The organism is Thioalkalivibrio sp. XN8 (genome assembly GCF_011058255.1).
Lineage (GTDB): Bacteria > Pseudomonadota > Gammaproteobacteria > Steroidobacterales > XN24 > XN24.
The window spans coordinates 127,068-153,903 of sequence record NZ_JAALFH010000011.1; the positions used below are offsets into that span (position 1 = coordinate 127,068).

Here is a 26,836-nt window from a genome sequence, read left to right on the forward strand (position 1 = left end):
ATTCAGCGACTTGCGCTCATGAACGCCACTTGATCGAGCAGCCGACCGAGGGCAGCTGCGGCTCCGGCGCGGTCCCCGTCGCAGCCACCTGGCGCATGGCCTCGAACAGCTCCCGGTCCGCCTCGGGCGCCGCGCGGCCCGGGGTGGCCGCATCCAGCCGCCCGCGGTAGCGCAGCTTCAGCCCGGCGTCGTAGCCGAAGAAGTCCGGCGTGCACACCGCCCCGAAGGCCCGCGCTACGGCCTGCGATTCGTCCAGCAGGTAGGGGAAGCTGAAACCCGCTTCATGAGCGAGCCGGGCCATCGCCTCCGGCCCGTCCTGGGGATAGGCCGCGATATCGTTGGGCATGATGGCCACGCTGCGCACGCCGTGTCCTGCCAGCTCCCGGCAGTCGCGGACGATGCGGGCCAGCGCCGCCTGCACGTAGGGGCAGTGATTGCAGATGAACATGACGAGCGTGCCCTGCTCGCCGCGGCAGTCCGCCAGGCTCCAGCGGCGGCCCGCCGGATCGGGCAACAGGAAGTCCGGCGCGGGGGCGCCGAGCTCGACAGCGGGGGTTTCGGTACGGGCCATGTGCTCCTCCTCGGCGGCACTGCGGGGCCAGCCGGCCTCTCTGCCGGTATACTATCGGACTTTTTCCGCCCCCTGATGGAACCCGACGCATGGCCAACGACTATCTCTTCACCTCGGAATCGGTCTCCGAGGGCCACCCGGACAAGATCGCCGACCAGATTTCGGACGCCGTCCTCGACGCCATCCTCGCGCAGGACCCCAAAGCCCGGGTCGCCGTCGAGACCATGGTGAAGACCGGCATGGCCATCGTCGCCGGCGAGGTCACCACCCAGGCCTGGGTGGACCTGGAGGACCTGGCGCGCCAGACCATCCTGGACATCGGCTACACCAGCTCGGAGCTCGGCTTCGACGGCGCCACCTGCGCCGTGCTGAACGCCATCGGGAAGCAGTCGCCGGACATCAACCAGGGCGTGGACCGGAGCGACCCCCGGGCGCAGGGCGCAGGCGACCAGGGCCTGATGTTCGGCTATGCCACCAGCGAGACCGACTCGCTGATGCCCGCCCCCATCTACTATGCCCACAAGCTGGTGGAGCGGCAGGCCCAGGAGCGCAAGAACGGCACGCTGCCGTGGCTGCGCCCGGACGCCAAGAGCCAGATCACTTTCCGCTACAAGGACAACCGCCCGGCCGGCGTCGAGGCAATCGTGCTCTCGACCCAGCACGCGCCGGACATCGGCCGCAAGGAGCTCGAGGAAGCGGTGATGGAGGTCATCATCCAGCCGGTGATCCCGGCCGAATGGCTGGCCTCCTGCAAGCGCTTCCATATCAACCCGACGGGCTCGTTCATCATCGGCGGCCCGCTGGGCGACTGCGGGCTGACGGGGCGGAAGATCATCGTCGACACGTACGGCGGCATGGCCCGCCACGGCGGCGGCGCCTTCTCGGGCAAGGACCCGTCCAAGGTGGACCGCTCGGCCGCCTATGCCGCGCGCTGGGTCGCCAAGAACATCGTCGCCGCGGGCCTGGCCGAGCGGTGCGAGATCCAGATCTCCTACGCCATCGGCGTCGCCGAGCCGACCTCGATCACGGTCGAGACCTTCGGCACCGGCAAGGTGTCGAACCAGAAGCTGACCGAGCTGGTGCGGCGCCACTTCGACCTGACGCCCTACGGCATCATCCAGGAGCTCGACCTGATCCGGCCCATCTACCGGGCCACCGCGGCCTACGGCCATTTCGGGCGCGACAACCCCGAATTCACGTGGGAAAACACCGACCGGGCCGAGCTGCTGCGAAACGAAACCTGAGTTTCCAGCGAAGGCCTTCCCGAACGGACCACGAGGCCTGCCAGCACCGCCGCCGGCGGCGCGCAGACCCCGACATTATGGAGCGATCATGAGCATGCAAGCAGCCCAGACCATCACACCGGATTATCACGTCGCCGACATCGGCCTGGCCGACTGGGGCCGGCGCGAAATCGCCATCGCCGAGACCGAGATGCCCGGCCTGATGGCCCTGCGCGCCAAGTACGGCAAGGACAAGCCGCTCAAGGGCGCCCGCGTGGCCGGCAGCCTGCACATGACCATCCAGACGGCCGTGCTGATCGAGACGCTGGTCGAGCTCGGCGCCGACGTGCGCTGGGCCAGCTGCAATATCTACTCCACCCAGGACCATGCCGCGGCCGCCATCGCCGCCGCCGGCGTGCCGGTATTCGCTTTCAAGGGCGAGACGCTGGACGAGTACTGGGAGTTCACCCATCGCGTCCTGGAATGGGGCGACGGCGGCCTGCCGAACATGATCCTGGACGACGGCGGCGACGCCACGCTGGCCGTCACCCTGGGGGCGCGCGCGGAACAGGACCCCTCCCTGCTCGACAACCCGTCGAGCGAGGAAGAGGTGGCGCTGTTCCAGGCCCTCAAAAAGCGCATCGAGGCGCGCCCGGGCTGGTACGCCAAGGCCCAGGCCGCAATCCGCGGCGTGACCGAGGAGACGACCACCGGCGTCCACCGCCTGTACCAGATGGAAAAGGAGGGCCGCCTGCCCTTCCCCGCCATCAACGTCAACGACTCGGTCACCAAGAGCAAGTTCGACAACCTGTACGGCTGCCGCGAGTCGCTGGTGGACGGCATCAAGCGCGCCACCGACGTGATGATCGCCGGCAAGATCGCCCTGGTCGCAGGCTACGGCGACGTCGGCAAGGGCTGCGCCCAGTCGCTGCGCGGTCTCGGCGCCACCGTCTGGGTCACCGAGATCGACCCGATCTGCGCCCTGCAGGCCAGCATGGAGGGTTACCGCGTAGTGACCATGGACGAGGCCGCCGACAAGGCCGACATCTTCGTCACCGCCACCGGCAACTACCACGTCATCACGCGCGAGCACATGGCGCGGATGAAGAACCAGGCGATCGTCTGCAACATCGGCCATTTCGACAACGAGATCGACGTGGCCGGGCTGAAGCAGTACCAGTGGGAGAACATCAAGCCGCAGGTCGACCACATCATCTTCCCCGACGGCAAGCGCATCATCCTGCTGGCCGAGGGGCGGCTGGTGAACCTGGGCTGCGCCCACGGCCACCCCAGCTTCGTCATGTCCAACAGCTTCACCAACCAGGTGCTGGCGCAGATGGAACTGCACGGCAACGACGGCCAGTACGAGAACAAGGTCTACGTCCTGCCCAAGCACCTGGACGAGGAAGTGGCCCGCCTGCATCTCGAGCGCATCGGGGCGAAGCTGACGAAGCTGCGGCCCGACCAGGCGCAGTACATCGGCGTCGAGGTCGAGGGGCCGTACAAGCCCGACCACTACCGCTACTGAGGGCTCAGCGCTTCCGTGCCAGGGTCAGGCCGTCGCCGATCGGCACCAGCGAAAGGTCGATCCGCTCGTCGCCATGCAGCCGGGCGTTGAAGGCGCGGATCGCCACCGTGTCCGGCTCGTTGTCGGACGGGTCGGCCACGGCCCCGTCCCACAGCGTGTTGTCGACCGCAACCAGCCCGCCCGGGCGCAGCAGCTCCAGCAGGCGCTCGTAGTAGTCCGCGTAGGCTTCCTTGTCGGCGTCGATGAAGGCGAAGTCGTAGCGGGCCGCCTCGCCCGCGGCGAGGAGCCCGTCGAGAGTCTCCAGCGCCGGCGCCAGCCGCAGGTCGATCTTCTCCGCCACGCCGGCCTCGGCCCAGTAACGCCGGGCGACGGCGGTGTACTCCGCGCTGATGTCGCAGGCGACGATCCGCCCCTCCGGGGGCAGCGCGAGCGCCAGCGCCAGGCTGCTGTAGCCGGTGAAGACCCCGACCTCGATGCAGCGCTGCGCCCCCGTGAGCCGCGCCAGCAGGGCCATGAACTGGCCCTGCTCGGGGGCGATCTGCATGCTCACGCGGGGGTGGGCCGCGGTCTCGGCCCGCAGGCGCGCCAGCAGCGAATGCTCGCGCAGCGATGCCCGGAGCAGGTAGTCGTAGAGGCGGTCGTCGAGCGGAATCGTCCGGTTGGACATGAACTGCATCCCAATTTCTGCCGGCGCCATTGGTTACACTAGCCGTCAAGCCGATTCTATCCGGGTAGGGAGATGGACGCAGGACGGCCCTTGCGGCTGCTACAGCTCACCGACAGCCATGTGCGTGCCGCAGCCGACGGCGCGCTCAAGGGCTGGCGCACCCTCGAATCCCTCGAGGCGACGCTGGCGGCGGCCCTCGACGAGCAGCCGGCGCCCGATGCGATCCTGGCGACGGGCGACCTGTCGCAGGACGGCTCGCCCGAGTCCTACCGCCACCTGCGGCGCGTGCTGGAGGCGGCCGGCGTGCCGGTCTACTGCATCCCGGGCAACCACGACCACCCGCCCGCCATGGCGGCCGAGCTCTCCGCGCCCCCCTTCCACTACTGCGGCGACCACCGCCTCGGGCAGTGGCGGCTGGTGATGCTCGCCACCTGGGACGGGGACCGCGGCGGCGGCCGGCTCCCCCCGGACGAGCTGGAGCGGTTCCAGCGGGTCCTCGACCGCGCCGCGGAGCCCCACCTGCTGGTGGTGCTGCACCACCAGCCGGTGCCGGTGCACTCCTGGCTGGACAAGGTCGGGCTCGACAACGCCGACGAGTTCATGCGCATTGCCGACAGCGACAGCCGCATCCGGGGGGTGGTGTGGGGCCACGTGCACCAGGTGTTCGAGCGCCAGCGCCGCGGCGTCCATTTTCTCGCCACCCCCTCCACCTGCTTCCAGTTCCTGCCGGGCGTGGAGCGCGCGGACGTCGATGCCGCGCGCGGGCCGGGCTACCGCCGGCTGGAACTGCTGCCCGACGGGCGGATCGCGACCAGCGTCGGCTGGGCGCCCGTAGGGGTGGAGGCCGTCTCTTGAGCGACGCCGGAGGCGCGCCCGACCCGCGCGCGGACCTGGTCCGCTACTACCGCTGGCTCAGGCAGCACGGCCTGAACGACTCGCACAGCGGCAACGCCTCGGTGCGCGACGGCGACGCGGTCTGGGTCACGCCGACCGGCTGCTGCGGCGACACGCTCACGCCGGAAGCCTTGCTGCGCTGCTCGCCGGGCGGCCCGCCGCCGGCCGGCGCCTCGCTGGATGCCCCGCTGCATCTCGCCGTTTACGCCGCCAGTCCCGGTGCCCGCGCGGTCCTCCACAGTCACGGCCCGCACAGCATCGCCATGACCCTCGCCGGCGGCGACTTCCTGCCGCGGGATTTCGAGGGCCGCTACTATTTCCCGCGCGTGCCGGTACTGGACATCCCGCCCGAGGACTACGTCGCCCGCTCGCCCGCCGCCGTGGCGGCGGCGCTGGCCGGACACCGCGCCTGTATCGTGCGCGGCCATGGCGTTTATGCGGCCGCGGAGACGCTGGATTTGGCCTACAAGTGGACCTGCTCGCTGGAGTCCTCCGCCCGCCTCGCCTGGCTGGCGCGCGTCGCCGGCACCGCTGGCGACTGAATGGCCCTGGTCCCGCGCCTCGCCCTGTTCCTGCTGCTCGGCCTGCTGGCAGGCCCGCTGGCTGCCGTGCCCGCCTGGCGGGTCTCGGCGCCCGGGGCGCCGGGCGAGGTGCTGCTGGTAGGCTCGGTGCACCTCCTGCGGGCAAGCCACCTGCCCCTGCCGGCCACCATCGAGGCGGCCTACGCCGCAGCCGACCGGCTGGTGATGGAGCTCGACCCCGCCGAGCTCGAGCCGGCGGCGACCGCCGCGGCGCTGGAGCGGGTGGGCATCGACACGCCCGGCCGCCGCAGCCGCGAGCTGTTCGGCGCGACCGGCTGGCGCGAGCTGGAGGCCCTGGCGCGCGACGCGGGGGTCGATCCTGCGGCGCTGGCCGGGCTCGAGCCCTGGTTCGCCGCCGTGTCGCTCTACACCGGCGCGCTGGCCGCGGCCGGCTTCGACCCCGCGCTGGGCGTGGATCACCAGCTGGGCCTGCGTGCGATGCGCGACGGCCGGCCCGCGGCGGGGCTGGAGACGCTGGAGCAGCAGCTCGGCATCTTCAAGGCGCTGCCGGAAGAGACCCAGCGCGACCTGTTGCGCAAGACGCTGGAAGAACTGGACATCGTCGCCGTGGAAACCGACCGCCTGGTCACGGCGTGGCGCGACACCGACCTGGCAGCCCTGGCGCTGACGCTGGAGGAGGATTTCCGGGGCTACCCGGCGCTGCGCGCCCGGCTGGTGGAAGAGCGCAATGCGGCCTGGACGCCGCAGGTCGCCGCGCTGCTGCAGCAGCCAGGCACATCGCTGGTGGTGGTGGGCGCCCTGCACCTGGTCGGCCCCGCGGGCCTGCCGGAACAGCTGCGCCGCCGGGGCTATCTCGTCGTGCCCTTCCAGGCCGGGGTGTCGGCGCGGGCGCGCTGACGCCGGCCGGGGGGGAGCCGCGCGACCGCCCGGCCTAGATCTCGATCATCTCGAAGTCTTCCTTGCCGGCGCCGCAGTCCGGGCAGCGCCAGCTCAGCGGCACGTCGTCCCACTTGGTGCCAGGCTCGACCCCGCCGTCCGGGTCGCCCTCCGCCTCTTCGTAGACATAACCGCAGATCACGCACATATAAGCTTTCATCGACTCTCCGCCACGGCGATAATTCTCACTGGCGCGAATTCTCGCATGTGTAACTTCCCGGCCCAAGCCAGATGCCCCTGACCCCACCCACTGTTCTCGTCATCGCCGGCAATGACCCTTCCGGCGGCGCCGGCATCGCCGCCGACATCCAGGCCGTGACGGCAGCCGGGGCCCATCCCGCCCCCGTGATCACTGCGCTGACAGTGCAGGACACGGTGAACGCCAGCGCCGTCGAACCGGCCCCGCCCGAGCTGGTGGCCGCGCAGGCGGCAGCGGTAATGGCGGACATCCCGGTGGCGGCGGTGAAGATCGGGCTGCTGGCCACGGCCGGGATCGCACGCGCCGTGGCGGAGCTGCTGGCGCAGCATCCGGACGTTCCCGTGGTGCTTGACCCCGTGCTGGTGGCGGCCGGGGGCGCGCGCCTGGCGGAAGACGAACTGGTCGACGTGGTACTCGAGCGGCTTTGCCCGCTGACTACACTGCTGACGCCCAACGCGCTGGAGATCCGGCGCCTGGCGCCGGCGGGCAACAGCACGGCGGAGCGAACCGCGACGCTGCTCGATGCCGGCTGCGACTGGGTGCTCGCCAAGGGCGGCGACGAGACCGACCAGGGCGCCGAAGTGGTCAACACGCTCTACGGTGCCGGCGCGCCGCAGGTGTTCCGCTGGCCGCGGCTCGAAGGGAGCTTTCACGGCTCAGGCTGCACGCTCGCCTCCGCCTGCGCCGCCAGGATCGCGCTGGGCGAGCCGGTGGACACGGCGGTGGCCAGGGCCCAGGCCCTGGTGCACGGCTGGCTCGAGCGCGCCTTCCGGCCCGGCCGCGGGCAGCTGGTGCCGCTGCGCCGGCCGCGCTGATGTCACGACCCGCCCTGCCTTTTGGCCTGTACGCCATCACCGACCCGGACCTGCTGCCGGAGGCGGTGCTGGCCGAGCGCGTCGCCGCGGCAATCGCCGGCGGCGCCGGCGTGGTCCAGTACCGCGACAAGTCGGCCGACGCCGACACGCGCCGTCGCCGGGCCGCGCTCGTGCTGGCCGCCTGCCGGGCCGGCGGCGCGCTCTGCATCATCAATGACGATGCGGGCCTGGCCGCAGAACTCGGCGCCGACGGCCTGCACCTGGGCCGGGAGGACTGCAGCATGCAGGAAGCCCGCCGCCTGCTCGGCCCGGAGCGGCTCATCGGCGTGTCCTGCTACAACGAGCCGGACCGGGCCCGCGCCGCGGCCGCGGCCGGCGCCGATTACGTCGGCATCGGCAGCGTATGGCCGTCGGGCACCAAGCCCGGGGCCGTCCGCGCGCCGCTGGCGCTGCTCCGCGAGCTGGCGGCGACGCTGCCGATTGCCCTGGTCGCCATCGGCGGCATCACGCGGGACAATGCGGCCGAGACGATCGCGGCGGGCGCTCATGCCGTGGCCGTGATCCGGGACCTGTTCGGCGATCCGGACCCGCATGCGGCAGCCCAAGTACTTTCCGCAGCCTGCGAGCGCGGGCGCGCGCAGATAAAATAACGGTTTTGCCGCGCGCGCCCTGCGCCGGCCCAGATCCAGGAGACTCGCCATCGTGAACCTGTTCCAGGAAGCCCAGCGTTACATCCCCGGCGGGGTCAATTCACCCGTCCGTGCCTTCCGCTCGGTCGGCGGCGAACCGGTCTTCATCCGCAAGGCGGCGGGTGCCTACATCTGGGGCGAGGACGGGCGGCGCTACACCGACTACGTCGGCTCCTGGGGCCCGATGATCCTCGGCCACGCCCATCCCGACGTGATCGAGGCGGTGCGCACTGCGGCGCTCGACGGCCTGTCCTTCGGCGCGCCCACCGCGATCGAGACCGAGCTGGCGCGCCGGGTCTGCGAAATCATGCCGTCGATCGAGCTGGTGCGCTTCGTCAGCTCGGGCACCGAGGCGACCATGAGCGCCATCCGGCTGGCCCGCGGCTACACGGGACGCGACAAGATCGTGAAGTTCGAGGGCTGCTACCACGGCCACTCGGACTCGCTGCTGGTGAAGGCGGGCTCGGGCGCGCTCACGCTGGGCGTGCCGACTTCGCCGGGCGTGCCCGCCTCGCTGGCGCAGCACACCATCACCCTGACCTACAACGACCTCGAGCAGGTGCGGCAGGTGTTCGACGAGATCGGCGCCGAGATCGCCGGCATCATCGTCGAACCCATCGCCGGCAACATGAACATGGTGCTGCCGGCGCCGGGCTTCCTCGAGGGGCTGCGCGAAGTCTGCGACGCCAGCGGCGCGGTGCTCATTTTCGACGAGGTCATGACCGGCTTCCGCGTCGCCCGCGGCGGCGTGCAGGAGATCTCCGGCGTGACGCCGGACCTCACGACGCTGGGCAAGATCATCGGCGGCGGCATGCCGGTGGGCGCCTTCGGCGGCAAGCGCGAGATCATGGAACAGATCGCGCCGCTCGGCCCCGTCTACCAGGCCGGCACCCTGTCCGGCAACCCGGTCGCCATGCATGCCGGCATCGCCACCCTCGACCGCCTGCGGCCGGAGCTCTACGAGGAACTCGGCGCCCGCACCGAGCAGCTGGTCGCCGGCATCCAGGCCGCGGCCGACGCGGCCGGGATTCCCTTCACCGGGCACTCGGTCGGCGGCATGTTCGGCTTGTTCTTCAGCGGCGACGCCCCGATCCAGACCTTCGCCCAGGTGATGGCCTGCGACCAGGCGCGCTTCAAGGCCTTCTTCCACGGCATGCTCGACGAGGGCGTCTACCTGGCGCCATCGGCCTTCGAGGCCGGCTTCGTCTCGCTGGCCCACACCGACGCGGACATCGACGCCACCGTCGCCGCCGCCGGCCGGGTGATGGAGCAGCTCGCCGGCTGAACGGGGGGTGCGCCGCACGCAGGCGAAGGGCTGGCCAGACACCCGTCCGCGGCGCGAGCGCGTGATGCGTCCCTCTCGGTTAATGAGATGCCCTCGAGTGACGCATCACGCGCTTCACCGCTGCATCGGGGCCGCAGCAAACCCGCGCGTGCGCTGCCACCCGTGCGGCCACTTCACGCCCGACCGCCCATGCGTCGGACTCGGCACCCAGCGCAACTGCGCCCGTGCCGCTGTCCACGGGGTCGCGGCAGCGCTCGCGGGATGTCATCACCTCGCCGAGCGGCATCAGATTTCCAAGCGAGGGGAGGTGATGACGGCCCGCGAGCGCGGTCAGGTCGTCAGCCCTGACAGGCAGCGGCGTCAGGCGCCAGGAGCGCACTCGTGCCCGCAGTTCCAGCAGCTCTCGAAAGTGGCCGCGTTGACCTCGCCGCAGGCAGGGCAGGTCCATTCCTCGTCCGCGGGACGTTCATGGCGGTAGCGTTCCAGCACGTCCGCGGCCGCCGCCCGGTAGCGCGCCGGCACCAGCAGGCGCACGTCGCACACCTTGGGCACGCCGCTGTAGCCGCCGACCAGGTCGGCTCCCGTCACCGTCGCGGGTATGCCTTCGCTGTGCAGCAGGCCCGCCAGCAGGCTGGCCTCGATGGGGTCGGTCCCGCGATTCACGCAGACCAGCTCGCGGCCGGCGAACAGGGCGTCCTCGCCGCTCATGTCAGCGCCCCAGGCTCCGCAGCAGCGGCTCGAGGTACTCCAGCCGCTTCACCGGGTCGAACAGCTCCAGGCAATGCTGCTTGTGCTCGAGGTCGATGGGCAGGAGTTCGGCCAGGCGGCAACCCACCCAGCTCGCGTCGTCGAAATCCGGCGTGACGTGCTGGTACTGGGGCCCGAGATCCTCGAACACGCCCTCGAGGAGCCGCGCCATGTCCGAGAAACGGGCCGGCAACGACATTTTCGGCTCATCCTCCAGCAGCTCCACCTGGCCGACGTTGAGCCCGTCCGGCTGCCGGCCCACGGAGCGGACCATGAAGCGCGTGCTGCCGATGACGACCACCCCGAGCGTCCCGTCCGCCAGCTGGTCGAAATCGACGATGTTCGCCACCGTGCCGAAGTCGTGCATGGTCGTCGCGCTGGTCTCCTCGCCGCTCTTGATGAGCGTCACGCCGAAGCCCACGCCGGTCTTCATGCAGCGGCCGATCATGTCCACGTAGCGCGGCTCGAAGATGCGCAGGGGCAGCGGGCCGCCCGGGAACAGGACGGTCTGCAACGGGAACAGCGGCAGCTCGAGGGGCGCGCTCATGCGTCCTCCGCCGCGCCCCAGGGCGCGATGAGCCGCTGCGACAGGCCGAGGTGGTCGAGCACGCGGGCGACCACGAAATCCACCAGCGCCTCGACCGCCTGCGGCCGGTGGTAGAACCCGGGATTGGCCGGCATGATCACCGCCCCCGCGCGCGCCAGCGTCAGCATGTTCTCGAGGTGAATGGCGGAGAACGGCGTCTCGCGCACGACCAGCACCAGGGGACGGCGCTCCTTCAGGACCACGTCGCCGGCCCGCTCGATGAGGCTGCGGCTGGCGCCGGTAGCCAGGGCCGAGACCGTGGCCGTGGTGCAGGGGCAGACCACCATCGCGTCCGGCGCGGCCGAGCCGCTCGCCACCGGCGCCGTCCACTCCTCGCGCCCGTAGACCTGCAGGCGCGCCTCGTCAACGCCGTGGCGCTCGCAGAAGAAACGCCGGATGTCGGCACTGCGCCCGGGCAGGTCCAGGTCGGTCTCCATGCCGATCACCACCTGGGCCGGCTTGGAGATCATGAGGCTGACCCGGCAGTCCGCCGCCAGCAGGCATTCCAGCAGGCGCAGGCCGTATTGCGCCCCCGAGGCCCCGGTCAGCGCCAGCGCGACATGCAGGCTCATCCTTTCTCGCTCCTTTCCCGTGCTTGCAGCGCCCGCAGCAGGCGGCCATGCAGGCCGCCGAAACTGCCGTTGGACATCAGCACCACCCGGTCACCACCGGCCAGCTCGTCCTCGAGTATAGCGGCCAGCTCCTCGAGCGCCGCGCAGACGCGGACCCGCGGGCCCAGCGCCGCCAGCGCAGAGGCGGCATCCCAGCCGAGCTCCGGCGGCGCCAGCACGTAGGCGCGGTCGGCCTCGGCCAGCGCCGGCGCCAGCTGCCCGGCGTGCACGCCCATGCGCATGGTGTTGGAGCGCGGCTCCAGCACCGCCACCAGGCGCCGCTCCCCGGCCGGGTCGCGCATCGCCTGCAGCGTGCGCGCGATCGCCGTCGGGTGATGGGCGAAATCGTCATAGAGTTCGACGCCGGCGCCCGTACCGATCCATTCCTGCCGGCGCTTTACGCCGCGGAAAGCGCCCAGCGCGCGCGCCGACTCTGCCAGGGGCACGCCGGCGTGGCGCGCCGCCAGCATCGCCGCCAGCGCGTTCTCGGCGTTATGGGCGCCCGGCATCGGCCAGCGGACCGTGGCGGCGACCTCGCCGGCGGGATCGAGCACCTCGAAGCCGCCGGGCACCAGCCGCGCCGCATGGCCTCCGGCCGGGTCCTGCCGGGGCCCCGCGAAATATTCCACCGGGGTCCAGCAGCCCTGCGCCAGCACTTCGGCCAGCGCCGCGTCGCCCGCCTTGCACACGATCAGGCCGGAGCCGGGCACCGTCCGGACGAGATGATGGAACTGGCGCTGGATGGCGGCCAGGTCCGGGAAGATGTCGGCGTGGTCGAATTCGAGGTTCCCCAGCACCAGGGTCCGGGGCCGGTAATGGACGAACTTGGAGCGCTTGTCGAAGAAGGCCGTGTCGTACTCGTCCGCCTCGACCACGAAAAAGGGCGCCTTCCCGAGCCGCGCGGAAACGCCGAAGTCGGCGGGAATCCCGCCGACCAGGAAGCCGGGTTCCAGGCCGGCGGCATCCAGCAGGAAGGCGAGGATGCTGGTCGTGGTGGTCTTGCCGTGCGTCCCCGCCACCGCCAGGGTCCAGCGCTCGTGCAGCACCTCGCGCGCCAGCCACTCGGGCCCGGAGCAGTACGGCAGCCCGGAGTCCAGCAGCCGCTCCACCACGTCCATGCCGCGCCGCATGACGTTGCCGACGATGACGCAGTCCGGGGCGGGGTCCAGCCGGTCATGGTCGTAGCCCTCGACGATCTCGACCCCGAGCTCGGCCAGCTGGGTGCTCATCGGCGGGTACAGGGGGCGGTCCGAGCCCGTGACGCGATGCCCGGCCGCCCGCGCCAGCGCCGCGATGCCCGCCATGAAGGTGCCGCCGATACCGAGGATGTGCACGTGCATCAGGTCACCGGGAACAGGCTGCGGAAGACGAAGGTGCTGAGCGCGAAATAGGCGGTGGCGGCCAGCACGCCGGCCGCGTAGCTCCACTCCAGGGCATGCCGCAGGATATGGCCCGTAACCAGCAGCGAGGCCAGCAGCAGGCCGAACAGGGCCAGCGTGCCCAGCAGCGCCGCCGGGGGCAGCGTCTCGGGGGGCGTGGCCGGGTCGCCGATGCTGCCCGCCACCAGCCAGACGAAGGGCAGGGCCGCCAGGCTGAGCAGGGCGCCGGTCCCGAACAGCGCCGCCAGCGTCTGCCCGACCCGCGCGGCCCGGCCGGTGAGCGCGAGCAGGCTGCTGCACAGGACGACCAGGAGCACCAGGTCGACCGCGAGCTGGGCGTAAAGCTCGCCCAGGTCGGATGCGGAGGGCCACAGCACGGCGGCGCCGACCGCCAGGTAGGCGGCGAGCGCACCGACGAAGACGCGCCGTTCCGGCGGAACGTCCTGCGGGCCCCGCCGGTGCAGGGCGATGTCCACGAAGAGCCGGATCAAGGCCGGGCTGCCGTTGGCTTCATGGTTGCGCATCATACCCGTCGCCCGTAAACGGCGGCAGGTTCTGGGATAATCGCCCGATGGGCAATTATCTCTATATCGACAGGGCCGACGAGGCGGCGGCGCTGGCCGCGGAGTGGGCGGGCGTGGCCCGGCTGGCCGTAGACACGGAGTTCGTGCGCGAGCGTACCTATCGCGCACAGCTCTGCCTGTTGCAGCTCTCGGACGGCCAGCGCATCGCGTGCGTGGACACGCTGGCGCTCGACGGGCCGGGTCCGTTCGCCGGCCTGCTGCAGGACCCGGGGGTCCTGAAAGTCTTCCATGCCGCGCGGCAGGACCTCGAGGTGCTGCACGACCACCTGGGGACTGTCCCCGGCCCGGTGTGGGACACCCAGGTGGCCGCCGCGATGCTGGGGTATCCGGACCAGGTCGGCTACAACCAGCTGGCAGGGACCGAGCTGGAGGTCGAGCTGCCCAAGGACCACGCTCGCACGGACTGGAGCCGGCGGCCGCTCTCCGCGGAGCAGTTGCACTATGCCGCTGCCGACGTGGCATGGCTGCTGCCGCTCGCCGACCGGCTGGAGGAGACCTTGAGCCGGCGGGGACGGGACAGCTGGGCCGCCGCGGAAAGCGCGAGCCTGTGCGACCCGGCGCTCTACCTCTTCGACGAACAGGGCGCCTGGCGCCGCGTCAAGGGCGCGGGCCGGCTGGAGCCGCCGGCGCTGGCGCGGCTGGCGGCCCTCGCGGCGTGGCGTGAGCGCGAGGCGCGCGACCGGGACCGGCCGCGGCGCTGGATCGTGCAGGACGAGGACCTGGTGGCGCTGGCCGTGGCGAACCCGGACAGCCGGGCCGCCCTCGCCCGCTACACCCGCCTGCCGCCCGCCGCGTTGCGGCGCATCGGCGACACGCTGCTCGAGGTGTTGCGGCAGGCGGCGGCGAACGAGCCGCCGACGCTGGACGTGCAGGCCCGGCTCGAACCGGGGCAGGAGCGGCTGGTCAAGGAGCTGCTCGGGCGGCTGCGGGAAATCTGTGCCGCGGCCGAAATCGCCGCGCCGCTGGTGGCCACGCGCAAGGACCTCGAGGCCCTGGTGCGCGGCCGGCGCGACCTGTCGCTATTGCAGGGCTGGCGCCTGGCCCTGGCCGGCGAGGAACTGCTGGCGCTCGCCCAGCGGGGCGCCGGCTAGCGGCGGCGCTGCTGGCGTCGTTGCCCGTCAGAGCCCGAGCGCGCTGACCAGCCGGGCATAGACCTCGTCGAAGGAACCTTCGGCATCCACGACCTTCAGCTTGCCGAGCTCGCGGTAGTAGTCGACCAAGGGGGCGGTCTCCTTCTGGTAGACCTCGAGGCGCCGGCCGATGGTCTCTTCCTTGTCGTCGGCGCGCTGCACCAGCTCGCCGCCGCAGCTCTCGCAGCGGCCGTCCGCCGGCGGCGGCAGGAAGTGAATGTTGTAGACGCGGCCGCAGCCGGTGCAGCTGCGCCGGCCGGTCAGGCGCTTGAACAGGATGTCGAAATCGAGGTCCATCAGCACGGCCGCGTCCAGCGGCTGGCCGATCTCGGCCAGGACCTCCTCCAGCGAACTGGCCTGGGACAGGTTGCGCGGGAACCCGTCGAGGATGAACCCGGCGGAGGTATCGGGCTGGGCCAGGCGGTCCTTGAGGATGCCCAGCACGATCTCGTCCGAAACCAGCTGCCCGGCTTCCATGGCGGCCTTGGCCTGCAGGCCGTATTCCGTACCCCGGGCCACCGCGTCGCGCAGCAGGTCCCCCGTGGAGATCTGGGGATAGCCGTAGTCGGCGACGAGTTTCTTGGCCTGGGTACCCTTGCCGGAGCCCGGGGCGCCGAGCAGAACGATGCGCATTGCGTTTATCTCCTGGTTCCATAGCCGGCCAGCCGCGGCCGGACCGCCAAGATTGCCGTCGCCGGGCGGCATGGTCAAACCCGGCGCCGGGCTTCGACCGGGCCGGGGCGAATCCGCTATGCTTGCCGGGCCATCGCCCACCGCCCCACCCAGGAGCAAGGATGAAGAAGCGGAACCTGTTCTACGCCCAGTCCGGCGGCGTCACCGCCGTCATCAACACGACCGCCTGCGGCGTCATCGAAACGGCCCGCAAGCAGCCGGCACGGGTAGGCAAGATCTACGCCGGCCGCATGGGCATCGTCGGCGCGCTGCGCGAGGAGCTGGTCGATACCGGCAAGGAATCGGCCCGGGACATCGCCGCGCTGCGCCACACTCCCGGGGGCGCCTTCGGCTCGGTGCGCTACAAGCTGAAAAGCATCCGGGAGAGCGCCGCCGAGTACCAGCGCCTGATCGAGGTGTTCCGCGCCCACGACATCGGCTACTTCATCTACAACGGCGGCGGCGACTCCATGGACACCGCCAACAAGGTCGCCCAGGTGGCCAAGTCGATGGACTACGACATCACCTGCGTCGGCGTGCCGAAGACCGTCGACAACGACCTGCCGATCACCGACAACTGCCCCGGCTTCGGCTCGGTGGCGAAGTACGTGGCGGTCTCGACGCTCGAAGCGGGCATCGATATCGCCTCCATGCCGGCCACCAAGGTTTTCATCCTCGAGGTCATGGGCCGCCACGCCGGCTGGATCGCCGCCGCCGGCGGGCTGGCGGGCAAGGACCGGAGCGAGCCGCCGCACCTCATCCTGTTCCCCGAAGTGCCCTTCGACGAGGACCGCTTCGTCGCCAAGGTCAAGGAGTCGGTCGAGCGCCATGACAGCTGCGTCATCGTGGCCTCCGAGGGTATCCGCCGCCCCGACGGCCGCTTCGTGGCCGAGTCCGGCACCACCGACGCGTTCGGCCATGCCCAGCTCGGCGGCGTGGCCCCCCACCTGGCCGAGATCGTCCGTGGCCGGCTGGGCTACAAGTTCCACTGGGGCGTGGCCGACTACCTGCAGCGCTCCGCCCGCCACATCGCCTCGAAAGTCGACGTCGAGCAGGCCTACGCGATGGGCAAGGCCGCGGTGGAAATGGCGCTGGCCGGCGTGCACGGCAAGCTGCCCGTCATCGTCCGCACCTCCGACCAGCCGTACCGCTGGAAAGTGGGCCAGGCCGACCTGGCGAAAGTCGCCAACGTCGAGAAGACCGTGCCGAAGAAGTACATCGCGGCCGACGGCTTCCACATCACCGCCGCCTGCCGCCGCTACCTGGCCCCGTTGATCAGGGGCGAGGACTACCCGCCCTACAAGGACGGCCTGCCGCAGTACGTGAAGCTGAAAAACCAGCTGGCGCCCAAGAAGCTGCCCGCCTGGAAGGGCTAGCGGGCGGGATCGCCGCGGGGACGCGGCGCGCGCCGGAGAAAGAAAGGGCCGGGAGGCGATCGCCTCCCGGCCCTTTAAATTGTTTGCCCTGCGCTTTCCCTAGAGGATCGGGACGAGCAGCAGCGCGACGATGTTGATGATCTTGATCAGCGGGTTGATGGCCGGGCCGGCCGTGTCCTTGTAGGGGTCGCCGACGGTATCGCCCGTCACGGCCGCCTTGTGGGCATCCGAGCCCTTGCCGCCGTGGTTGCCATCCTCGATGTACTTCTTGGCGTTGTCCCAGGCGCCGCCGCCGGTGGTCATCGAGACCGCGACGAAGATGCCGGTGACGATGGTGCCGATCAGCAGCCCGCCGAGGGCCTCCTTGCCGAGCAGGAAGCCGACCAGGATCGGCGCCGCCACGGGCAGCAGGGACGGCAGCACCATCTCCTTGATGGCCGCCTTGGTCAGCAGGTCCACCGCGCGCGAGTAGTCGGGCTTGGCCGTGCCTTCCATGATGCCCGGGATCTCGCGGAACTGGCGCCGCACCTCGTTGACCACGGAGCCGGCGGCGCGGCCGACGGCCTCCATCGCCATGGCGCCGAACAGGAACGGGATCAGGCCGCCGAGGAACAGGCCGATGATGACCATGTGGTTGTCGAGCAGGAACACCGTCCCCTTGTCGTAGGCCTCGAGCTTGTGCGTGTAGTCGGCGAACAGCACCAGCGCCGCCAGGCCGGCAGAACCGATGGCATACCCCTTGGTGACGGCCTTGGTGGTGTTGCCGACCGCGTCCAGCGGGTCGGTGATGTCGCGGATCTCGCTCGGCAGCTCGGCCATCTCGGCGATGCCGCCGGCGTTGTCGGTGATCGGCCCGTAGGCGTCCAGCGCCACGACCATGCCGGCCATCGACAGCATGGCGGTCGCGGCAATGGCGATGCCGTAGAGGCCGCCCAGCGTGTAGCTGGCCCAGATCGACAGGCAGACCGCGAGGACCGGCAGGGCGGTCGACTTCATCGACACGGCGAGGCCCGCGATGATGTTGGTGGCATGACCGGTCTCGGAGGCGGCCGCCACGGTGCGCACGGGGCTGTATTCGGTGGCGGTGTAGTACTCGGTGATGACCACCATGGCCGCGGTCAGCGCCAGGCCCACCAGGGCGCACAGGAACAGGTTGGTCGCGCCCAGCGGCGAGTCCGCCATGAGCGACTGCGTGATCGGGTAGTAGGCCACCGCCGCCAGCACGCCGGAGACGATCACGCCCTTGTAGAGGGCGTTCATGATCTTGCCGCCTTCGCTGGTCTTGACGAAGAAGGTGCCGATCACCGACGCGACGATCGAGGCGCCGCCCAGCACCAGCGGAAAGAGCACGCCGTTGGCACCGACGGAGGCGCCCATCACGACGCCAAGGAACATGGTGGCGATGATGGTCACGGCATAGGTCTCGAACAGGTCGGCGGCCATGCCGGCACAGTCGCCCACGTTGTCGCCGACGTTGTCGGCGATGACGGCCGGGTTGCGCGGGTCGTCCTCAGGGATGCCGGCCTCGACCTTGCCCACCAGGTCGGCGCCGACGTCGGCGCCCTTGGTGAAGATGCCGCCGCCGAGCCGGGCGAAGATGGAGATCAACGACGAGCCGAAGGCGAGCCCGAGGAGCGCGAGCACGGCATCCTCGACGGTGCCGAACTGCAGCAGCACCAGGTAGTAGCCGGCGACGCCCAGCAGCCCCAGGCCGACCACCAGCAGGCCGGTGATGGCGCCGCCGCGGAAAGCCACCTGCAGCGCGGCCGCGAGGCCGTCGCGGGCCGCCTCGGCCGTGCGCACGTTGGCGCGCACCGAGATGAACATGCCGATGTAGCCCGCCGCAGCGGACAGGACGGCGCCCAGCGCGAAGCCGATCGCGGTGGCCCAGTCCAGCACGAAGCCGACGACCACGAACAGCACCACGCCGACGAGGGCGATAGTGCTGTACTGGCGGTTCAGGTAGGCCTGCGCGCCCTCCTGGATGGCGCCCGCGATCTCCTGCATGCGCGCGTTGCCGGCGGGCTGCTTGAGCACCCAGCCCACCGACCACGCGCCGTAAACCAGCGCGAGCACGGCGCAGGCGAGTGCCGCGATCAATCCGTATTCAGTCAACATGACAAAAGTTCTCCCTCGTCTCCCCAAGTGCGCACAACGCGCGTGCCCCCGTCCGGGGGCCGACAAAACCGCGGCATTATAGCGGGACTGCGCCGGCTTGGCAGCAGCCGGGCCCGGTCAGGCCGCTTGCGCCCCCAGCGGGACCGGGCGGCCGATGGCGTAGCCCTGGACAAAATCCACTTTCAGGGCGCGCGCCACCTCGAAGGCGCGCTCGGTCTCGACCTGCTCGGCGATGACCTTGACGCCCAGCGACCGGGCCAGCTCGATCATCGCCGTGACCATCGCGGTGCTGACCTCGTCGGTGCCGAGGCCGCGGATGAAGGAGCCGTCGATCTTGAGGTAGTCCATCGGCAGCTGCTTCAGGTTGGCGAAAGAGCCCAGCCCGCTGCCGAAGTCGTCCAGGGCGAAGCGGCAGCCCAGGCCGTGCAGCACGGCGATGAAGCGGGAGGCATGCCCGTGATGAGCGGCCACCGCCGACTCGGGCAGCTCGAAGCAGACCTGCTCGGGCTGCACCGCCCCGTGGTCCAGGCACTCGACCACGAATTCCAGGAACTGGGGATCGCCCAGGGTCTGGCCGGAGATGTTGATCGCCACGCTGCGATCCGGCGGCAGCTTCAGGGTGCCCGCGCCCACGGCCGCGAAAGTCGCCTGCACGACCCAGCGGTCGAGGCTGGGCATCAGGTGGTAACGCTCGGCGGCCTGCATGAAATCGAGCGGCAGGCTCTCGCCGCCGTCCGCGTTCCGCAGCCGGAGCAGCACTTCCAGGGCCGGGCCGTTCTCCGGCCGGCCCGCCACGGCCACGATGGGCTGCGTGCGGAGCTCGAAGCGGTCTTCCTTCAGCGCGCTCTGCAGGCGCTGCAGCCAGAGGATCTCGCCGCGCTGCCGCGCCGCTGCCTCGTCGCGCGCCGAATACACGTGCACCCGGCCGCGTCCCTGCTGCTTGGCGATGTAGCAGGCCGAGTCCGCGGCGCTCAGGACATCTTCCAGGGCGCCGCTCTCCGGGCCGATCTGGACCAGGCCGACGCTGACCCCGACGCTGTAGATCTTGTCGCGCCAGACGAAGTTGAAGTCCCGGATGGCGCTGCAGACGTCGTCTGCAATCTGGCGAGCCTTGTCGAGCGGGCAGCCCATCAGCAGCATGCCGAACTCGTCGCCCCCGACGCGGGCGATCACGTCCGAGTCGCGCACCTTGTCGCTCAGGATGGCGGCCAGCTCGCGCAGCATGTTGTCGCCGGCGGTGTGGCCACTGGTGTCGTTGACCGCCTTGAAGCGGTCCAGGTCCAGGTAGCACAGCACATGGCTGGTGGAGCGGCTGCGAGCCTGCTGCAGGGCATCCTCCAGCCGCCGCTCGAACTCGCGGCGGTTCGCCAGGCCGGTGAGCGGGTCGTGGCTGGCCTGGTAGGACATCTGGCGGGTGATGCCGCGCAGCTCGGAGACATCGTGCAATACGACGACGCAGCCCGACGGCTCGTGGCCGCCGCTCTTGATCGGCGAGGCGCGCATCTCGACGGAGAGTTCCTTGCCCGACGCCCGCGCCACCAGCAGCGAGCGGCGGCCCACGTCGATGCGGCGGCCCTCGTCCAGGCACCGTCGCACCGGGTCGGGCAGCGCATGGCGGTCGGCTTCATCGACCAGTGCGGCAATGTCGCCCAGCATCCGGCCCCGGGCCTGCTCCAGGGTACAGTCCAGGAGCGCCTCGGCCGCGGTATTGAGGTAATCGATGTGGCCCCGCAGGTCCGTGATGACCACGCCTTCGCTGATCGAGTCGAGCGTGGCCTCCGCCAGCTGCGTGCCCTGCCGGCGCGCCGAGCGCAGCATCTCGTCCCGGCCCAGCCGCACCACGGTGCCGAGCACGCCGTCATCCTGCGGCACCGGAAACCCGGACAGCTCGCACTCGAGGACCCGGCCATTCTCGTCCCTGAGGCGCAGCGCGACCACCGATTGCCGGCCCGCCCGCCGGGCCTGGAGCCAGGCGGCGAAGGCGTCCTCCTGCCCGTCCTCGAGCAGCTCGGCCAGCCGGCGCCCGGCCAGCGGCGCGCCGGCGCCGAGCAGGGTCTCGGCGGCGGCGTTGGAGTAATGAATGTTCTCGTCGTGCAGCAGGACGGCGTCGCTGATGCGCTCGGCGAGGCTGATGAACAGCGCCTGGTCCCCCAGCCCGGCCAGGGGGTGGCCGCCGCCGGGCCCGGCTTCGCCGCTGCGGGCCGGCATCGACACCAGCCGGCCGGTGTCGGCCGTCATGTGCATGGCGCCGGGGCCCGCCTCCTGGCGCGGCACGCTGCGCCGCCGCCACATCGACACGCCCAGCCAGCTGAGAATGCCGGCGGCGATGGCAATGGTCGCGGTTTCGAGCAGCGGCATCCTGGTGCGCCTCCCTGTTCTCGCCTCAGCCGGGCCGGTAGACCCGCCCGGGGTCGCGGCGGAACTCGACGGCCTTCTCGGCCATCCCGCTGCGCCGCGCCTCGGCGACGTCCTCGTGGCCCCGGCTGGCGGCGTACTCGCGAACTTCCTGCGTAATCTTCATCGAGCAGAACTGCGGCCCGCACATGGAACAGAAATGGGCCAGCTTGTGCGCTTCCTTGGGGAGCGTCTGGTCGTGGTATTCGCGGGCGCGCTCGGGATCGAGGCCGAGATTGAACTGGTCCTCCCAGCGGAACTCGAACCGGGCCTGCGACAAGGCGTTGTCGCGCAGCTGCGCGCCCGGATGGCCTTTCGCCAGGTCGGCCGCATGCGCCGCGATGCGGTAGGCGATCATGCCCTCCCGCACGTCTTCCCGGTCCGGCAGGCCGAGATGCTCCTTGGGCGTGACGTAACAGAGCATCGCCGTGCCGTACCAGCCGATCTGGGCGGCGCCGATGGCCGAGGTGATGTGGTCGTAGCCCGGCGCGATGTCGGTGGTCAGCGGCCCGAGGGTATAGAACGGCGCCTCCATGCAGGCGGCCAGCTCCTTGTCCATGTTCTCGCGGATGAGCTGCATCGGCACGTGCCCGGGGCCCTCGATCATCACCTGGACATCGCGTTCCCAGGCCTTGGCCGTAAGCTCGCCCAGGGTTTCCAGCTCGGCGAACTGCGCCTCGTCGTTGGCGTCGGCGATCGAGCCCGGCCGCAGGCCGTCGCCCAGCGAGAAGGCCACGTCGTAGGCCGCCATGATCTCGCAGATCTCGTCGAAGCGCGTGTAGAGGAAGTTCTCCTCGTGATGCGCCAGGCACCATTTCGCCATGATCGAGCCGCCGCGCGAGACGATGCCGGTGACGCGCTGCGCCGTCAGCGGGATGAAGGGCAGGCGCACGCCGGCGTGGATGGTGAAGTAGTCCACGCCCTGCTCCGCCTGTTCGACGAGGGTGTCGCGGAACAGCTCCCAGCTCAGCTCCTCGGCACGCCCTTCCACCTTCTCCAGCGCCTGGTAGATCGGCACGGTGCCGATGGGCACCGGCGAATTGCGGATGATCCACTCCCGCGTCTCGTGGATGTGCTTGCCGGTCGACAGGTCCATCACGGTGTCGGCGCCCCAGCGGATGGCCCAGACCAGCTTCTCGACTTCTTCCGCGATCGAGGAAGTGACCGCCGAGTTGCCGATATTGGCGTTCACCTTCACGCGGAAGTTGCGGCCGATGATCATCGGCTCGAGTTCGGGGTGATTGATGTTCGACGGAATGATCGCCCGGCCCGCGGCGACTTCCGCCCGCACGAACTCCGGCGTCACGATCGCCGGCAACCGCGCGCCGAAGCCCTGGCCGGGGTGCCGGGCGAGCAGGCCGGCGGCGGCATAGGCCTCGCGCCGGGCCTCGAGCTCGGCATTCTCCCGCAGCGCCACGTATTCCATCTCGGGCGTGATGATCCCGCGCCGGGCGTAGTGCATCTGCGTGACGTTGGCGCCGGCGGTCGCGCGGTGCGGCCGGCGCAGCGCCGGGAAAGCCAGCGCGTCCGCTTCCGGGTGCCGGGCCCGCTGCCGCGCGAAGGTGGAGCTGCGCTCGTCCAGCGGCGCGACATCACCGCGCTCCTCGATCCAGCGGCTGCGCAGGCCGGGCAGGCCGGCGAGGAGATCGACCCGATGCGCGGGATCGGTGTACGGCCCGGACGTGTCGTACACGACCACCGGCGGATTGACCCGGGGACCGTCGACCGACGGCGTCGGGGTTTGCCGGATCTCCCGCATCGCCACGCGCAGGTCGGGCCGGCTGCCGCTCACATGGATTTTCTGCGACCCGGGATAGGGACGCGTGACGGCGTCGCCGAGGCGCGTGGGATCGCGCAGTTCGTCCCTTGGGCTTGCGCTCATTCCTTTCCTTTGTCCGCTTGTGGCGACAGCGCATGCGCGCAATCGGTTGAGCTTAGCCGATCAGTCCCCGCGGACTGCCGACGATTCACCATAATCCATGGCGCCGTCGCTTGTCACACCGGGCGACAGCAACTAACCTCAGCACGCTCCGCCGCCCCGCGGCTCGCGCCAGGCGCCTGTCACGATGGATTTTGCCACCGCTCGAGAACAGATGATCGGCCAGCAGCTGCGCGCCTGGGAGGTGCTCGACCAGCGCGTCCTGGACGTGATGGCGGCGGTCCCGCGGGAGCGGTTCGTGCCCGCGGAGTGGCAGTCCCTGGCCTACGCGGACGCGGAGATCCCGCTGGCCGCCGGCAAGGCGCTGGCGCCGCCGAAGATCCAGGGTCGCGTCCTGCAGTCCGTGCGGCCCCGGGAAGACGACAACGTGCTGGAGATCGGCTGCGGTAGCGGTTACCTGACCGCGTGCCTCGGCTGCCTGGCGCGCCGCGTCACGGCCGTCGAACTGCATCCCGAGCTGGCGGCGGCAGCCCGCGCCAATCTCGCCGCGCTCGACATCCATAACGTCGAGGTGGTCGAAGGTGACGGCCTGGCGATGGAATTCCCCGCCGAGTTCGATGTCATATGCGTGAACGGCTCGCTCCCCGCTCCAGGGCCGCGGCTCAGCCGCCTCCTCCGCCCCGGAGGCCGCCTGTTCCTCGTGGCGGGGCGCCCGCCGGTGATGGAAGCGCTGCTGGTGACGCGACGGGGCGAGGACGACTGGACGACCGAGAAGATATTCGAGACCTGCCTGCCGCCGCTGGAAAACGCGCGGCAACCCCCGGAGTTCGTGTTCTGATGGTGGCCGAGATGACGCCGAGGGAATTCGTGACGCGCCGCGAGCAGGGCGAGGACCTGCTGTTGCTGGACGTGCGCGAGGACTGGGAGCTGGCCATCTCGCGGCTGGACGAGGCGCTGCACATCCCGATGGGCGACGTGCCGGACCGGCTCGGCGAACTGGACCCCGACCGGGGCGTCGTGGTGTTGTGCCGCAGCGGCGGCCGGAGCGCCCAGGTCGCGCGTTTCCTCCAGCATCACGGCCATACCCGGGTCTGGAACCTGGCCGGCGGCATCCTGGCCTGGGGCCAGGCGCTCGACCCGGACCTGACCCCTTATTGAGTCGCCGCGCCGGACCTTGCCAGCCGACAGGCGATATGGTGATATATCTCACTATATCACCAGTGCCATGAATCGAGATTGAAGGAATTCGCCATGAAGCTCTATCGCCTGTGCCCGCTACTCGCCGCCCTGGCGCTGCTGGTTTCCCCGCAGGCCGGCGCCACCAGCCTGCTCGATGCCTACCGCGACGCGCTGCGCAGCGACCCGACCCTGCGCGAGGCCGCCGCGAACCGTAACGCCACCCTGGAGGCGAAGCCGCAGGCGCGCGCCGGGCTGCTGCCCCAGCTCGAAGCCACCGGCAGCTACCAGCACCAGGAATCGTCGGGCACCCAGACTTTCACCACCCTGGCGGGTGACGACGTCGTCACGCTGTCTACGGGCTTTCGCCAGGAAGTCGAGCCCAACCGCAGCTGGCAGCTGCGCGTGACCCAGACGCTGTTCCGCTGGGACCAGTGGGTTGCGCTGCGCCAGGCCGACAAGCAGCTGGCGCAGGCCGAGGCCCAGTTCCGGGCCGCCGAGCAGGACCTGATGGCAAGGGTCGCCAGGCGCTATTTCGACGTGCTCGGCGCCCGCGCCACGCTGGACGCCGCCGAGGCGGCGCGCGAGGCGATCGGCCGCCAGCTGGAGCAGGCGGAGAAGCGCTTCGAGGTGGGCCTCTCGGCCATCACCGACGTGCAGGAGGCCCGGGCCAGCTTCGACGCGGCGACGGCAGGGCTGATCGAGGCCAAGCGGGCCTATGCCGTGGCCCGCGAATTCCTGCGGGAGATCACCGGCGAGTATTACGAGGACCTGGCGGATGCCGGCGGCGACACGCCGCTGATCACGCCCGACCCGGCCGACGTCGAGCAGTGGGTCGAGATCGCCCTGACCCGCAACCTCAACCTCGAGGCGGCCCGCCTGTCCGCCGAGATCAGCCGCGACGGAATCGAGCTGCAGCGGGCCGGCCACTACCCCACGCTGGAACTGTTCGCCTCGCGCGGCAACACGCGGATCACGTCCGAGCGCCAGACCATCCCGGAGACCCTGCCGGGCGACCCGGCGCCGGATCCCCAGCCGTTCCAGCCGGCCAACAGCGACTCCTGGCAGGACGCCTACGGGTTGCAGGTCCGCGTGCCGATCTACTCCGGCGGCGCCGTTGCCTCCAACGTGCGGGAGGCCACCTTCCGCCACGAGGCCAGCCAGCAGCAACTGGAGCGCGTCGCCCGCGAGACCGAGCGCGCGACCCGCGACGCCTACCTGTCGGTGACCGCCGAGATCAGTCGCGTGCAGGCCCTGGCGCAGGCCGTCGAGTCCAGCGAAACCGCCCTGCGCGCCACGGAGGCCGGCTTCGAGGTCGGTACCCGCACCACGGTCGACGTGCTCCAGTCGCGCCGGCAGCTGTTCGAGGCCCAGCGGGATTACGCCAACAGCCGGTACACCTACCTGGTGAACGCGCTCCGCCTGAAGCTGGCGGCGGGCACGCTGCAGGAAGCGGACATCGCCCTGGTCGACAGCTGGCTCAAGCCCGCGGCCGAGGTCCCGCCGCCGACCCAGCCCTGACGCCGCCGCCGGCGCCCCTCAAGGGGGGCCGTCCAGCAACGGCGCCAGCAGCCCCAGCAGTTTCTGCAGCGCGCCGCTGCTGTCGGCGGCCGCCTGGCGCGCTGCCGCGCCTCGCTCGCGGCGCAGGCCGTCGTCCTGCAGCAGGCGCGTAACCGCGTGCCCCAGGCCGGCGGCGTCCGGCACGATCTCGAGGCCGCCGGCCTCGTGCAGGAGCAGGGCGATGTCCTCGGCATTGAAGTTGTGCGGTCCGGCCAGGACGGGCACGGACAGGGCCGCCGGCTCCAGCAGGTTGTGCCCCCCGATCGGCACCAGGCTGCCGCCGACGAAAGCGACATCCGCGGCCGCGTAGAACGTCGTCAACTCGCCGAGCGTGTCGACGAGGTAAACCGGGTCATCGCCTCCCGGCAGGCGTCCCGAGGAACGCCGCACGAAGCTCGTGCCCCGCCGCGCCAGCAGGTCGGCCACGCCGTCGAAGCGGTCCGGGTGACGCGGCACCAGCAGCAACAGCGCCGAGCCGACCTGCTCGCGCACCCGGTCGTGGGCCTGGAGCGCGGCCAGCTCCTCGCCGTCGTGGGTGCTCGCAGCGATCCAGATCGGGCGTTCGCCGGCATTCTCGCGCCGCCAGGCCAGCCCTGTCTCGACCAGTCCGGCAGGTATCCGGAGGTCGGCCTTCAGGTTGCCGGTCACGACGGTGCGCGCCGGCTCCGCCCCGAGCAGGCGGAACCGCTCGGCGTCCTGACGGCTCTGTGCGGCCACGACGACGCCGTGTGCGAGCACCTCGCGGAACAGCCTCCCGAAACGGCGGTAGCGGCCGACCGAGCGCGGCGAGATGCGCGCGTTGGCCAGCACCAGCGGGACTTCCCGGGCGCTGCATTCCGCATACAGATTGGGCCAGAGTTCCGTCTCCATGACGATGGCCAGCCGGGGCCGCATGCGCTCGAAAAAACGGCGCACGGAGCCCGGCGTGTCGTAGGGGGCGTAGCTGTGCAGCACGCGGTCGCCGAACAGGTCGCGCACCTGTTGCGCGCCGGTGGGGGTCACGGTGGTGATCACCACCGGGTACTCGGGATAGTCGCGCAACAACGCCTCGACCAGCGCCGACGCGGCCACGACCTCACCGACCGAGACCGCGTGGACCCAGATGCCCGGCCGCTCCAGGCGACTGCGGCCGAAGCCGAAGCGCTCCGGGAAGCGTTCGCGGTAGGCCGGGTTGCCGACGCCCTTCCAGAGCAGGACGAGGGCCACCAGAGGCAGGGCGAGATAGGAGATGAGGACGTAGAACCGGTACAAGGACATAGCCCCCGGGGAGTGGCC

Annotated in this window: 26 protein-coding genes; 13 read left to right on the forward strand and 13 right to left on the reverse strand. The window is 70.8% G+C overall.

Translation table 11 applies throughout. The features are described from left to right. Nucleotides 1-16: 16 nt before the first annotated feature. Nucleotides 17-571: a thioredoxin family protein gene (locus G6N75_RS01750; RefSeq protein ID WP_165346340.1), complete on the reverse strand. Its 555-nt coding sequence runs from the start codon at nucleotides 569-571 to the stop codon at nucleotides 17-19. Nucleotides 572-660: 89 nt separating this feature from the next. Here G6N75_RS01750 and metK point away from each other — a divergent pair, with 89 nt between their 5' ends. Both metK and ahcY read left to right on the forward strand, forming a co-directional pair. Further along, nucleotides 661-1,815: a methionine adenosyltransferase gene (gene metK, locus G6N75_RS01755; RefSeq protein WP_165346341.1), complete on the forward strand. Its 1,155-nt coding sequence runs from the start codon at nucleotides 661-663 to the stop codon at nucleotides 1,813-1,815. An 88-nt stretch (nucleotides 1,816-1,903) separates the two neighbouring features. Continuing rightward, a complete protein-coding gene (ahcY, locus tag G6N75_RS01760; RefSeq protein ID WP_206202844.1) occupies nucleotides 1,904-3,322 on the forward strand; it encodes an adenosylhomocysteinase in 1,419 nt (472 codons plus the stop codon). A gap of 4 nt (nucleotides 3,323-3,326) precedes the next feature. Here the strand turns inward: ahcY and G6N75_RS01765 are convergent, their stop codons facing one another. Continuing rightward, nucleotides 3,327-3,989, reverse strand: coding sequence for a class I SAM-dependent methyltransferase (locus tag G6N75_RS01765; RefSeq protein WP_165346342.1), 663 nt, complete (start codon nucleotides 3,987-3,989; stop codon nucleotides 3,327-3,329). 90 nt (nucleotides 3,990-4,079) lie between these two features. Between G6N75_RS01765 and G6N75_RS01770 the strand changes: the two genes are divergently transcribed. The 3 genes from G6N75_RS01770 to G6N75_RS01780 are packed head-to-tail and all read left to right on the forward strand — an operon-like array spanning nucleotide 4,080 to nucleotide 6,322. Continuing rightward, nucleotides 4,080-4,844 carry a metallophosphoesterase gene (locus G6N75_RS01770; protein WP_206202845.1) on the forward strand — a complete coding sequence of 255 codons (765 nt, stop codon included), beginning with the start codon at nucleotides 4,080-4,082 and terminating at the stop codon, nucleotides 4,842-4,844. Next, entirely contained in the window at nucleotides 4,841-5,425 is a 585-nt protein-coding gene (locus G6N75_RS01775) for a class II aldolase/adducin family protein (RefSeq protein WP_165346344.1), read from the forward strand. The genes G6N75_RS01770 and G6N75_RS01775 overlap by 4 nt, the downstream gene beginning before the upstream one ends. Then, on the forward strand, nucleotides 5,426-6,322 hold the full coding sequence (locus tag G6N75_RS01780) for a TraB/GumN family protein (protein ID WP_165346345.1): 897 nt from the start codon (nucleotides 5,426-5,428) through the stop codon (nucleotides 6,320-6,322). Between the two features lie 34 nt (nucleotides 6,323-6,356). Here the strand turns inward: G6N75_RS01780 and G6N75_RS01785 are convergent, their stop codons facing one another. After that, nucleotides 6,357-6,521, reverse strand: a complete 165-nt coding sequence (locus tag G6N75_RS01785; RefSeq protein WP_165346346.1) for a rubredoxin — start codon at nucleotides 6,519-6,521, stop codon at nucleotides 6,357-6,359. A gap of 71 nt (nucleotides 6,522-6,592) precedes the next feature. Between G6N75_RS01785 and G6N75_RS01790 the strand changes: the two genes are divergently transcribed. Genes G6N75_RS01790 through hemL form a run of 3 tightly spaced genes read left to right on the forward strand, consistent with a single transcriptional unit; the run spans nucleotide 6,593 to nucleotide 9,349 of the window. Beyond that, nucleotides 6,593-7,375: a hydroxymethylpyrimidine/phosphomethylpyrimidine kinase gene (locus G6N75_RS01790; protein ID WP_165346347.1), complete on the forward strand. Its 783-nt coding sequence runs from the start codon at nucleotides 6,593-6,595 to the stop codon at nucleotides 7,373-7,375. Next, nucleotides 7,375-8,025, forward strand: coding sequence for a thiamine phosphate synthase (gene thiE, locus G6N75_RS01795; protein ID WP_165346348.1), 651 nt, complete (start codon nucleotides 7,375-7,377; stop codon nucleotides 8,023-8,025). Before G6N75_RS01790 ends, thiE begins: the two co-directional genes overlap by 1 nt. A gap of 52 nt (nucleotides 8,026-8,077) precedes the next feature. Then, nucleotides 8,078-9,349 carry a glutamate-1-semialdehyde 2,1-aminomutase gene (gene hemL, locus G6N75_RS01800; RefSeq protein ID WP_346765466.1) on the forward strand — a complete coding sequence of 424 codons (1,272 nt, stop codon included), beginning with the start codon at nucleotides 8,078-8,080 and terminating at the stop codon, nucleotides 9,347-9,349. A gap of 360 nt (nucleotides 9,350-9,709) precedes the next feature. Here hemL and G6N75_RS01805 read toward each other — a convergent pair whose 3' ends face one another. Genes G6N75_RS01805 through G6N75_RS01825 form a run of 5 tightly spaced genes read right to left on the reverse strand, consistent with a single transcriptional unit; the run spans nucleotide 9,710 to nucleotide 13,199 of the window. Next, entirely contained in the window at nucleotides 9,710-10,057 is a 348-nt protein-coding gene (locus G6N75_RS01805; protein ID WP_165346349.1) for a DUF2007 domain-containing protein, read from the reverse strand. A gap of 1 nt (nucleotide 10,058) precedes the next feature. Then, entirely contained in the window at nucleotides 10,059-10,643 is a 585-nt protein-coding gene (locus tag G6N75_RS01810; RefSeq protein WP_165346350.1) for an LON peptidase substrate-binding domain-containing protein, read from the reverse strand. After that, nucleotides 10,640-11,254 carry a flavin prenyltransferase UbiX gene (locus tag G6N75_RS01815; protein WP_165346351.1) on the reverse strand — a complete coding sequence of 205 codons (615 nt, stop codon included), beginning with the start codon at nucleotides 11,252-11,254 and terminating at the stop codon, nucleotides 10,640-10,642. Before G6N75_RS01815 ends, G6N75_RS01810 begins: the two co-directional genes overlap by 4 nt. After that, nucleotides 11,251-12,633 (reverse strand): UDP-N-acetylmuramate:L-alanyl-gamma-D-glutamyl-meso-diaminopimelate ligase, encoded by a 1,383-nt coding sequence (gene mpl / locus G6N75_RS01820; protein WP_165346352.1) that lies wholly within the window; start codon nucleotides 12,631-12,633, stop codon nucleotides 11,251-11,253. The genes G6N75_RS01815 and mpl overlap by 4 nt, the downstream gene beginning before the upstream one ends. Further along, the gene (locus G6N75_RS01825) at nucleotides 12,633-13,199 is read right to left on the reverse strand and encodes a hypothetical protein (RefSeq protein ID WP_165346353.1); all 567 of its coding nucleotides are present in this window, start codon (nucleotides 13,197-13,199) and stop codon (nucleotides 12,633-12,635) included. The genes mpl and G6N75_RS01825 overlap by 1 nt, the downstream gene beginning before the upstream one ends. A 44-nt stretch (nucleotides 13,200-13,243) precedes the next feature. On the opposite strand from G6N75_RS01825, the gene rnd reads away from it, so the two are divergent. Beyond that, nucleotides 13,244-14,347, forward strand: coding sequence for a ribonuclease D (gene rnd, locus G6N75_RS01830; RefSeq protein ID WP_165346354.1), 1,104 nt, complete (start codon nucleotides 13,244-13,246; stop codon nucleotides 14,345-14,347). Between the two features lie 27 nt (nucleotides 14,348-14,374). On the opposite strand, the gene G6N75_RS01835 is transcribed toward rnd, so the two are convergent. Then, a complete protein-coding gene (locus tag G6N75_RS01835; protein WP_165346355.1) occupies nucleotides 14,375-15,019 on the reverse strand; it encodes an adenylate kinase in 645 nt (214 codons plus the stop codon). Nucleotides 15,020-15,180: 161 nt separating this feature from the next. On the opposite strand from G6N75_RS01835, the gene G6N75_RS01840 reads away from it, so the two are divergent. Next, a complete protein-coding gene (locus tag G6N75_RS01840) occupies nucleotides 15,181-16,434 on the forward strand; it encodes a 6-phosphofructokinase (protein WP_165346356.1) in 1,254 nt (417 codons plus the stop codon). Between the two features lie 99 nt (nucleotides 16,435-16,533). Here the strand turns inward: G6N75_RS01840 and G6N75_RS01845 are convergent, their stop codons facing one another. The 3 genes from G6N75_RS01845 to thiC all read right to left on the reverse strand — a co-directional run bounded on the left by G6N75_RS01845 (nucleotide 16,534) and on the right by thiC (nucleotide 22,828). Next, nucleotides 16,534-18,552: a sodium-translocating pyrophosphatase gene (locus G6N75_RS01845; protein ID WP_165346357.1), complete on the reverse strand. Its 2,019-nt coding sequence runs from the start codon at nucleotides 18,550-18,552 to the stop codon at nucleotides 16,534-16,536. A gap of 117 nt (nucleotides 18,553-18,669) precedes the next feature. After that, entirely contained in the window at nucleotides 18,670-20,910 is a 2,241-nt protein-coding gene (locus tag G6N75_RS01850; RefSeq protein ID WP_165346358.1) for an EAL domain-containing protein, read from the reverse strand. Nucleotides 20,911-20,935: 25 nt separating this feature from the next. After that, on the reverse strand, nucleotides 20,936-22,828 hold the full coding sequence (thiC, locus tag G6N75_RS01855) for a phosphomethylpyrimidine synthase ThiC (RefSeq protein ID WP_165346359.1): 1,893 nt from the start codon (nucleotides 22,826-22,828) through the stop codon (nucleotides 20,936-20,938). A 184-nt stretch (nucleotides 22,829-23,012) separates the two neighbouring features. Between thiC and G6N75_RS01860 the strand changes: the two genes are divergently transcribed. The 3 genes from G6N75_RS01860 (at nucleotide 23,013) to G6N75_RS01870 (ending at nucleotide 25,522) form a co-directional block, all read left to right on the forward strand. After that, on the forward strand, nucleotides 23,013-23,663 hold the full coding sequence (locus G6N75_RS01860; RefSeq protein ID WP_165346360.1) for a protein-L-isoaspartate O-methyltransferase: 651 nt from the start codon (nucleotides 23,013-23,015) through the stop codon (nucleotides 23,661-23,663). Beyond that, nucleotides 23,663-23,983 (forward strand): rhodanese-like domain-containing protein, encoded by a 321-nt coding sequence (locus tag G6N75_RS01865; RefSeq protein ID WP_165346361.1) that lies wholly within the window; start codon nucleotides 23,663-23,665, stop codon nucleotides 23,981-23,983. Before G6N75_RS01860 ends, G6N75_RS01865 begins: the two co-directional genes overlap by 1 nt. 93 nt (nucleotides 23,984-24,076) lie before the next feature. Next, complete coding sequence (locus G6N75_RS01870; protein ID WP_165346362.1) at nucleotides 24,077-25,522, forward strand: TolC family outer membrane protein; 1,446 nt, start codon at nucleotides 24,077-24,079, stop codon at nucleotides 25,520-25,522. 18 nt (nucleotides 25,523-25,540) lie between these two features. Here the strand turns inward: G6N75_RS01870 and waaA are convergent, their stop codons facing one another. Continuing rightward, nucleotides 25,541-26,818 carry a lipid IV(A) 3-deoxy-D-manno-octulosonic acid transferase gene (gene waaA, locus G6N75_RS01875; protein ID WP_165346382.1) on the reverse strand — a complete coding sequence of 426 codons (1,278 nt, stop codon included), beginning with the start codon at nucleotides 26,816-26,818 and terminating at the stop codon, nucleotides 25,541-25,543. Nucleotides 26,819-26,836 lie beyond the last annotated feature (18 nt).

Excerpts from the sequence above, each read along its gene's own strand:
- G6N75_RS01750 (WP_165346340.1), bottom strand. The coding sequence starts at position 571 with ATGGCCCGTACCGAAACCCCCGCTGTCGAGCTCGGCGCCCCCGCGCCG.
- metK (WP_165346341.1), top strand. The coding sequence starts at position 661 with ATGGCCAACGACTATCTCTTCACCTCGGAATCGGTCTCCGAGGGCCAC.
- ahcY (WP_206202844.1), top strand. The coding sequence starts at position 1,904 with ATGAGCATGCAAGCAGCCCAGACCATCACACCGGATTATCACGTCGCC.
- G6N75_RS01765 (WP_165346342.1), bottom strand. The coding sequence starts at position 3,989 with ATGTCCAACCGGACGATTCCGCTCGACGACCGCCTCTACGACTACCTG.
- G6N75_RS01780 (WP_165346345.1), top strand. The coding sequence starts at position 5,426 with ATGGCCCTGGTCCCGCGCCTCGCCCTGTTCCTGCTGCTCGGCCTGCTG.
- G6N75_RS01785 (WP_165346346.1), bottom strand. The coding sequence starts at position 6,521 with ATGAAAGCTTATATGTGCGTGATCTGCGGTTATGTCTACGAAGAGGCG.
- G6N75_RS01790 (WP_165346347.1), top strand. The coding sequence starts at position 6,593 with ATGCCCCTGACCCCACCCACTGTTCTCGTCATCGCCGGCAATGACCCT.
- thiE (WP_165346348.1), top strand. The coding sequence starts at position 7,375 with ATGTCACGACCCGCCCTGCCTTTTGGCCTGTACGCCATCACCGACCCG.
- G6N75_RS01805 (WP_165346349.1), bottom strand. The coding sequence starts at position 10,057 with ATGAGCGGCGAGGACGCCCTGTTCGCCGGCCGCGAGCTGGTCTGCGTG.
- G6N75_RS01810 (WP_165346350.1), bottom strand. The coding sequence starts at position 10,643 with ATGAGCGCGCCCCTCGAGCTGCCGCTGTTCCCGTTGCAGACCGTCCTG.
- G6N75_RS01815 (WP_165346351.1), bottom strand. The coding sequence starts at position 11,254 with ATGAGCCTGCATGTCGCGCTGGCGCTGACCGGGGCCTCGGGGGCGCAA.
- mpl (WP_165346352.1), bottom strand. The coding sequence starts at position 12,633 with ATGCACGTGCACATCCTCGGTATCGGCGGCACCTTCATGGCGGGCATC.
- G6N75_RS01825 (WP_165346353.1), bottom strand. The coding sequence starts at position 13,199 with ATGATGCGCAACCATGAAGCCAACGGCAGCCCGGCCTTGATCCGGCTC.
- rnd (WP_165346354.1), top strand. The coding sequence starts at position 13,244 with ATGGGCAATTATCTCTATATCGACAGGGCCGACGAGGCGGCGGCGCTG.
- G6N75_RS01835 (WP_165346355.1), bottom strand. The coding sequence starts at position 15,019 with ATGCGCATCGTTCTGCTCGGCGCCCCGGGCTCCGGCAAGGGTACCCAG.
- G6N75_RS01840 (WP_165346356.1), top strand. The coding sequence starts at position 15,181 with ATGAAGAAGCGGAACCTGTTCTACGCCCAGTCCGGCGGCGTCACCGCC.
- G6N75_RS01845 (WP_165346357.1), bottom strand. The coding sequence starts at position 18,552 with ATGTTGACTGAATACGGATTGATCGCGGCACTCGCCTGCGCCGTGCTC.
- G6N75_RS01850 (WP_165346358.1), bottom strand. The coding sequence starts at position 20,910 with ATGCCGCTGCTCGAAACCGCGACCATTGCCATCGCCGCCGGCATTCTC.
- thiC (WP_165346359.1), bottom strand. The coding sequence starts at position 22,828 with ATGAGCGCAAGCCCAAGGGACGAACTGCGCGATCCCACGCGCCTCGGC.
- G6N75_RS01860 (WP_165346360.1), top strand. The coding sequence starts at position 23,013 with ATGGATTTTGCCACCGCTCGAGAACAGATGATCGGCCAGCAGCTGCGC.
- G6N75_RS01865 (WP_165346361.1), top strand. The coding sequence starts at position 23,663 with ATGGTGGCCGAGATGACGCCGAGGGAATTCGTGACGCGCCGCGAGCAG.
- G6N75_RS01870 (WP_165346362.1), top strand. The coding sequence starts at position 24,077 with ATGAAGCTCTATCGCCTGTGCCCGCTACTCGCCGCCCTGGCGCTGCTG.
- waaA (WP_165346382.1), bottom strand. The coding sequence starts at position 26,818 with ATGTCCTTGTACCGGTTCTACGTCCTCATCTCCTATCTCGCCCTGCCT.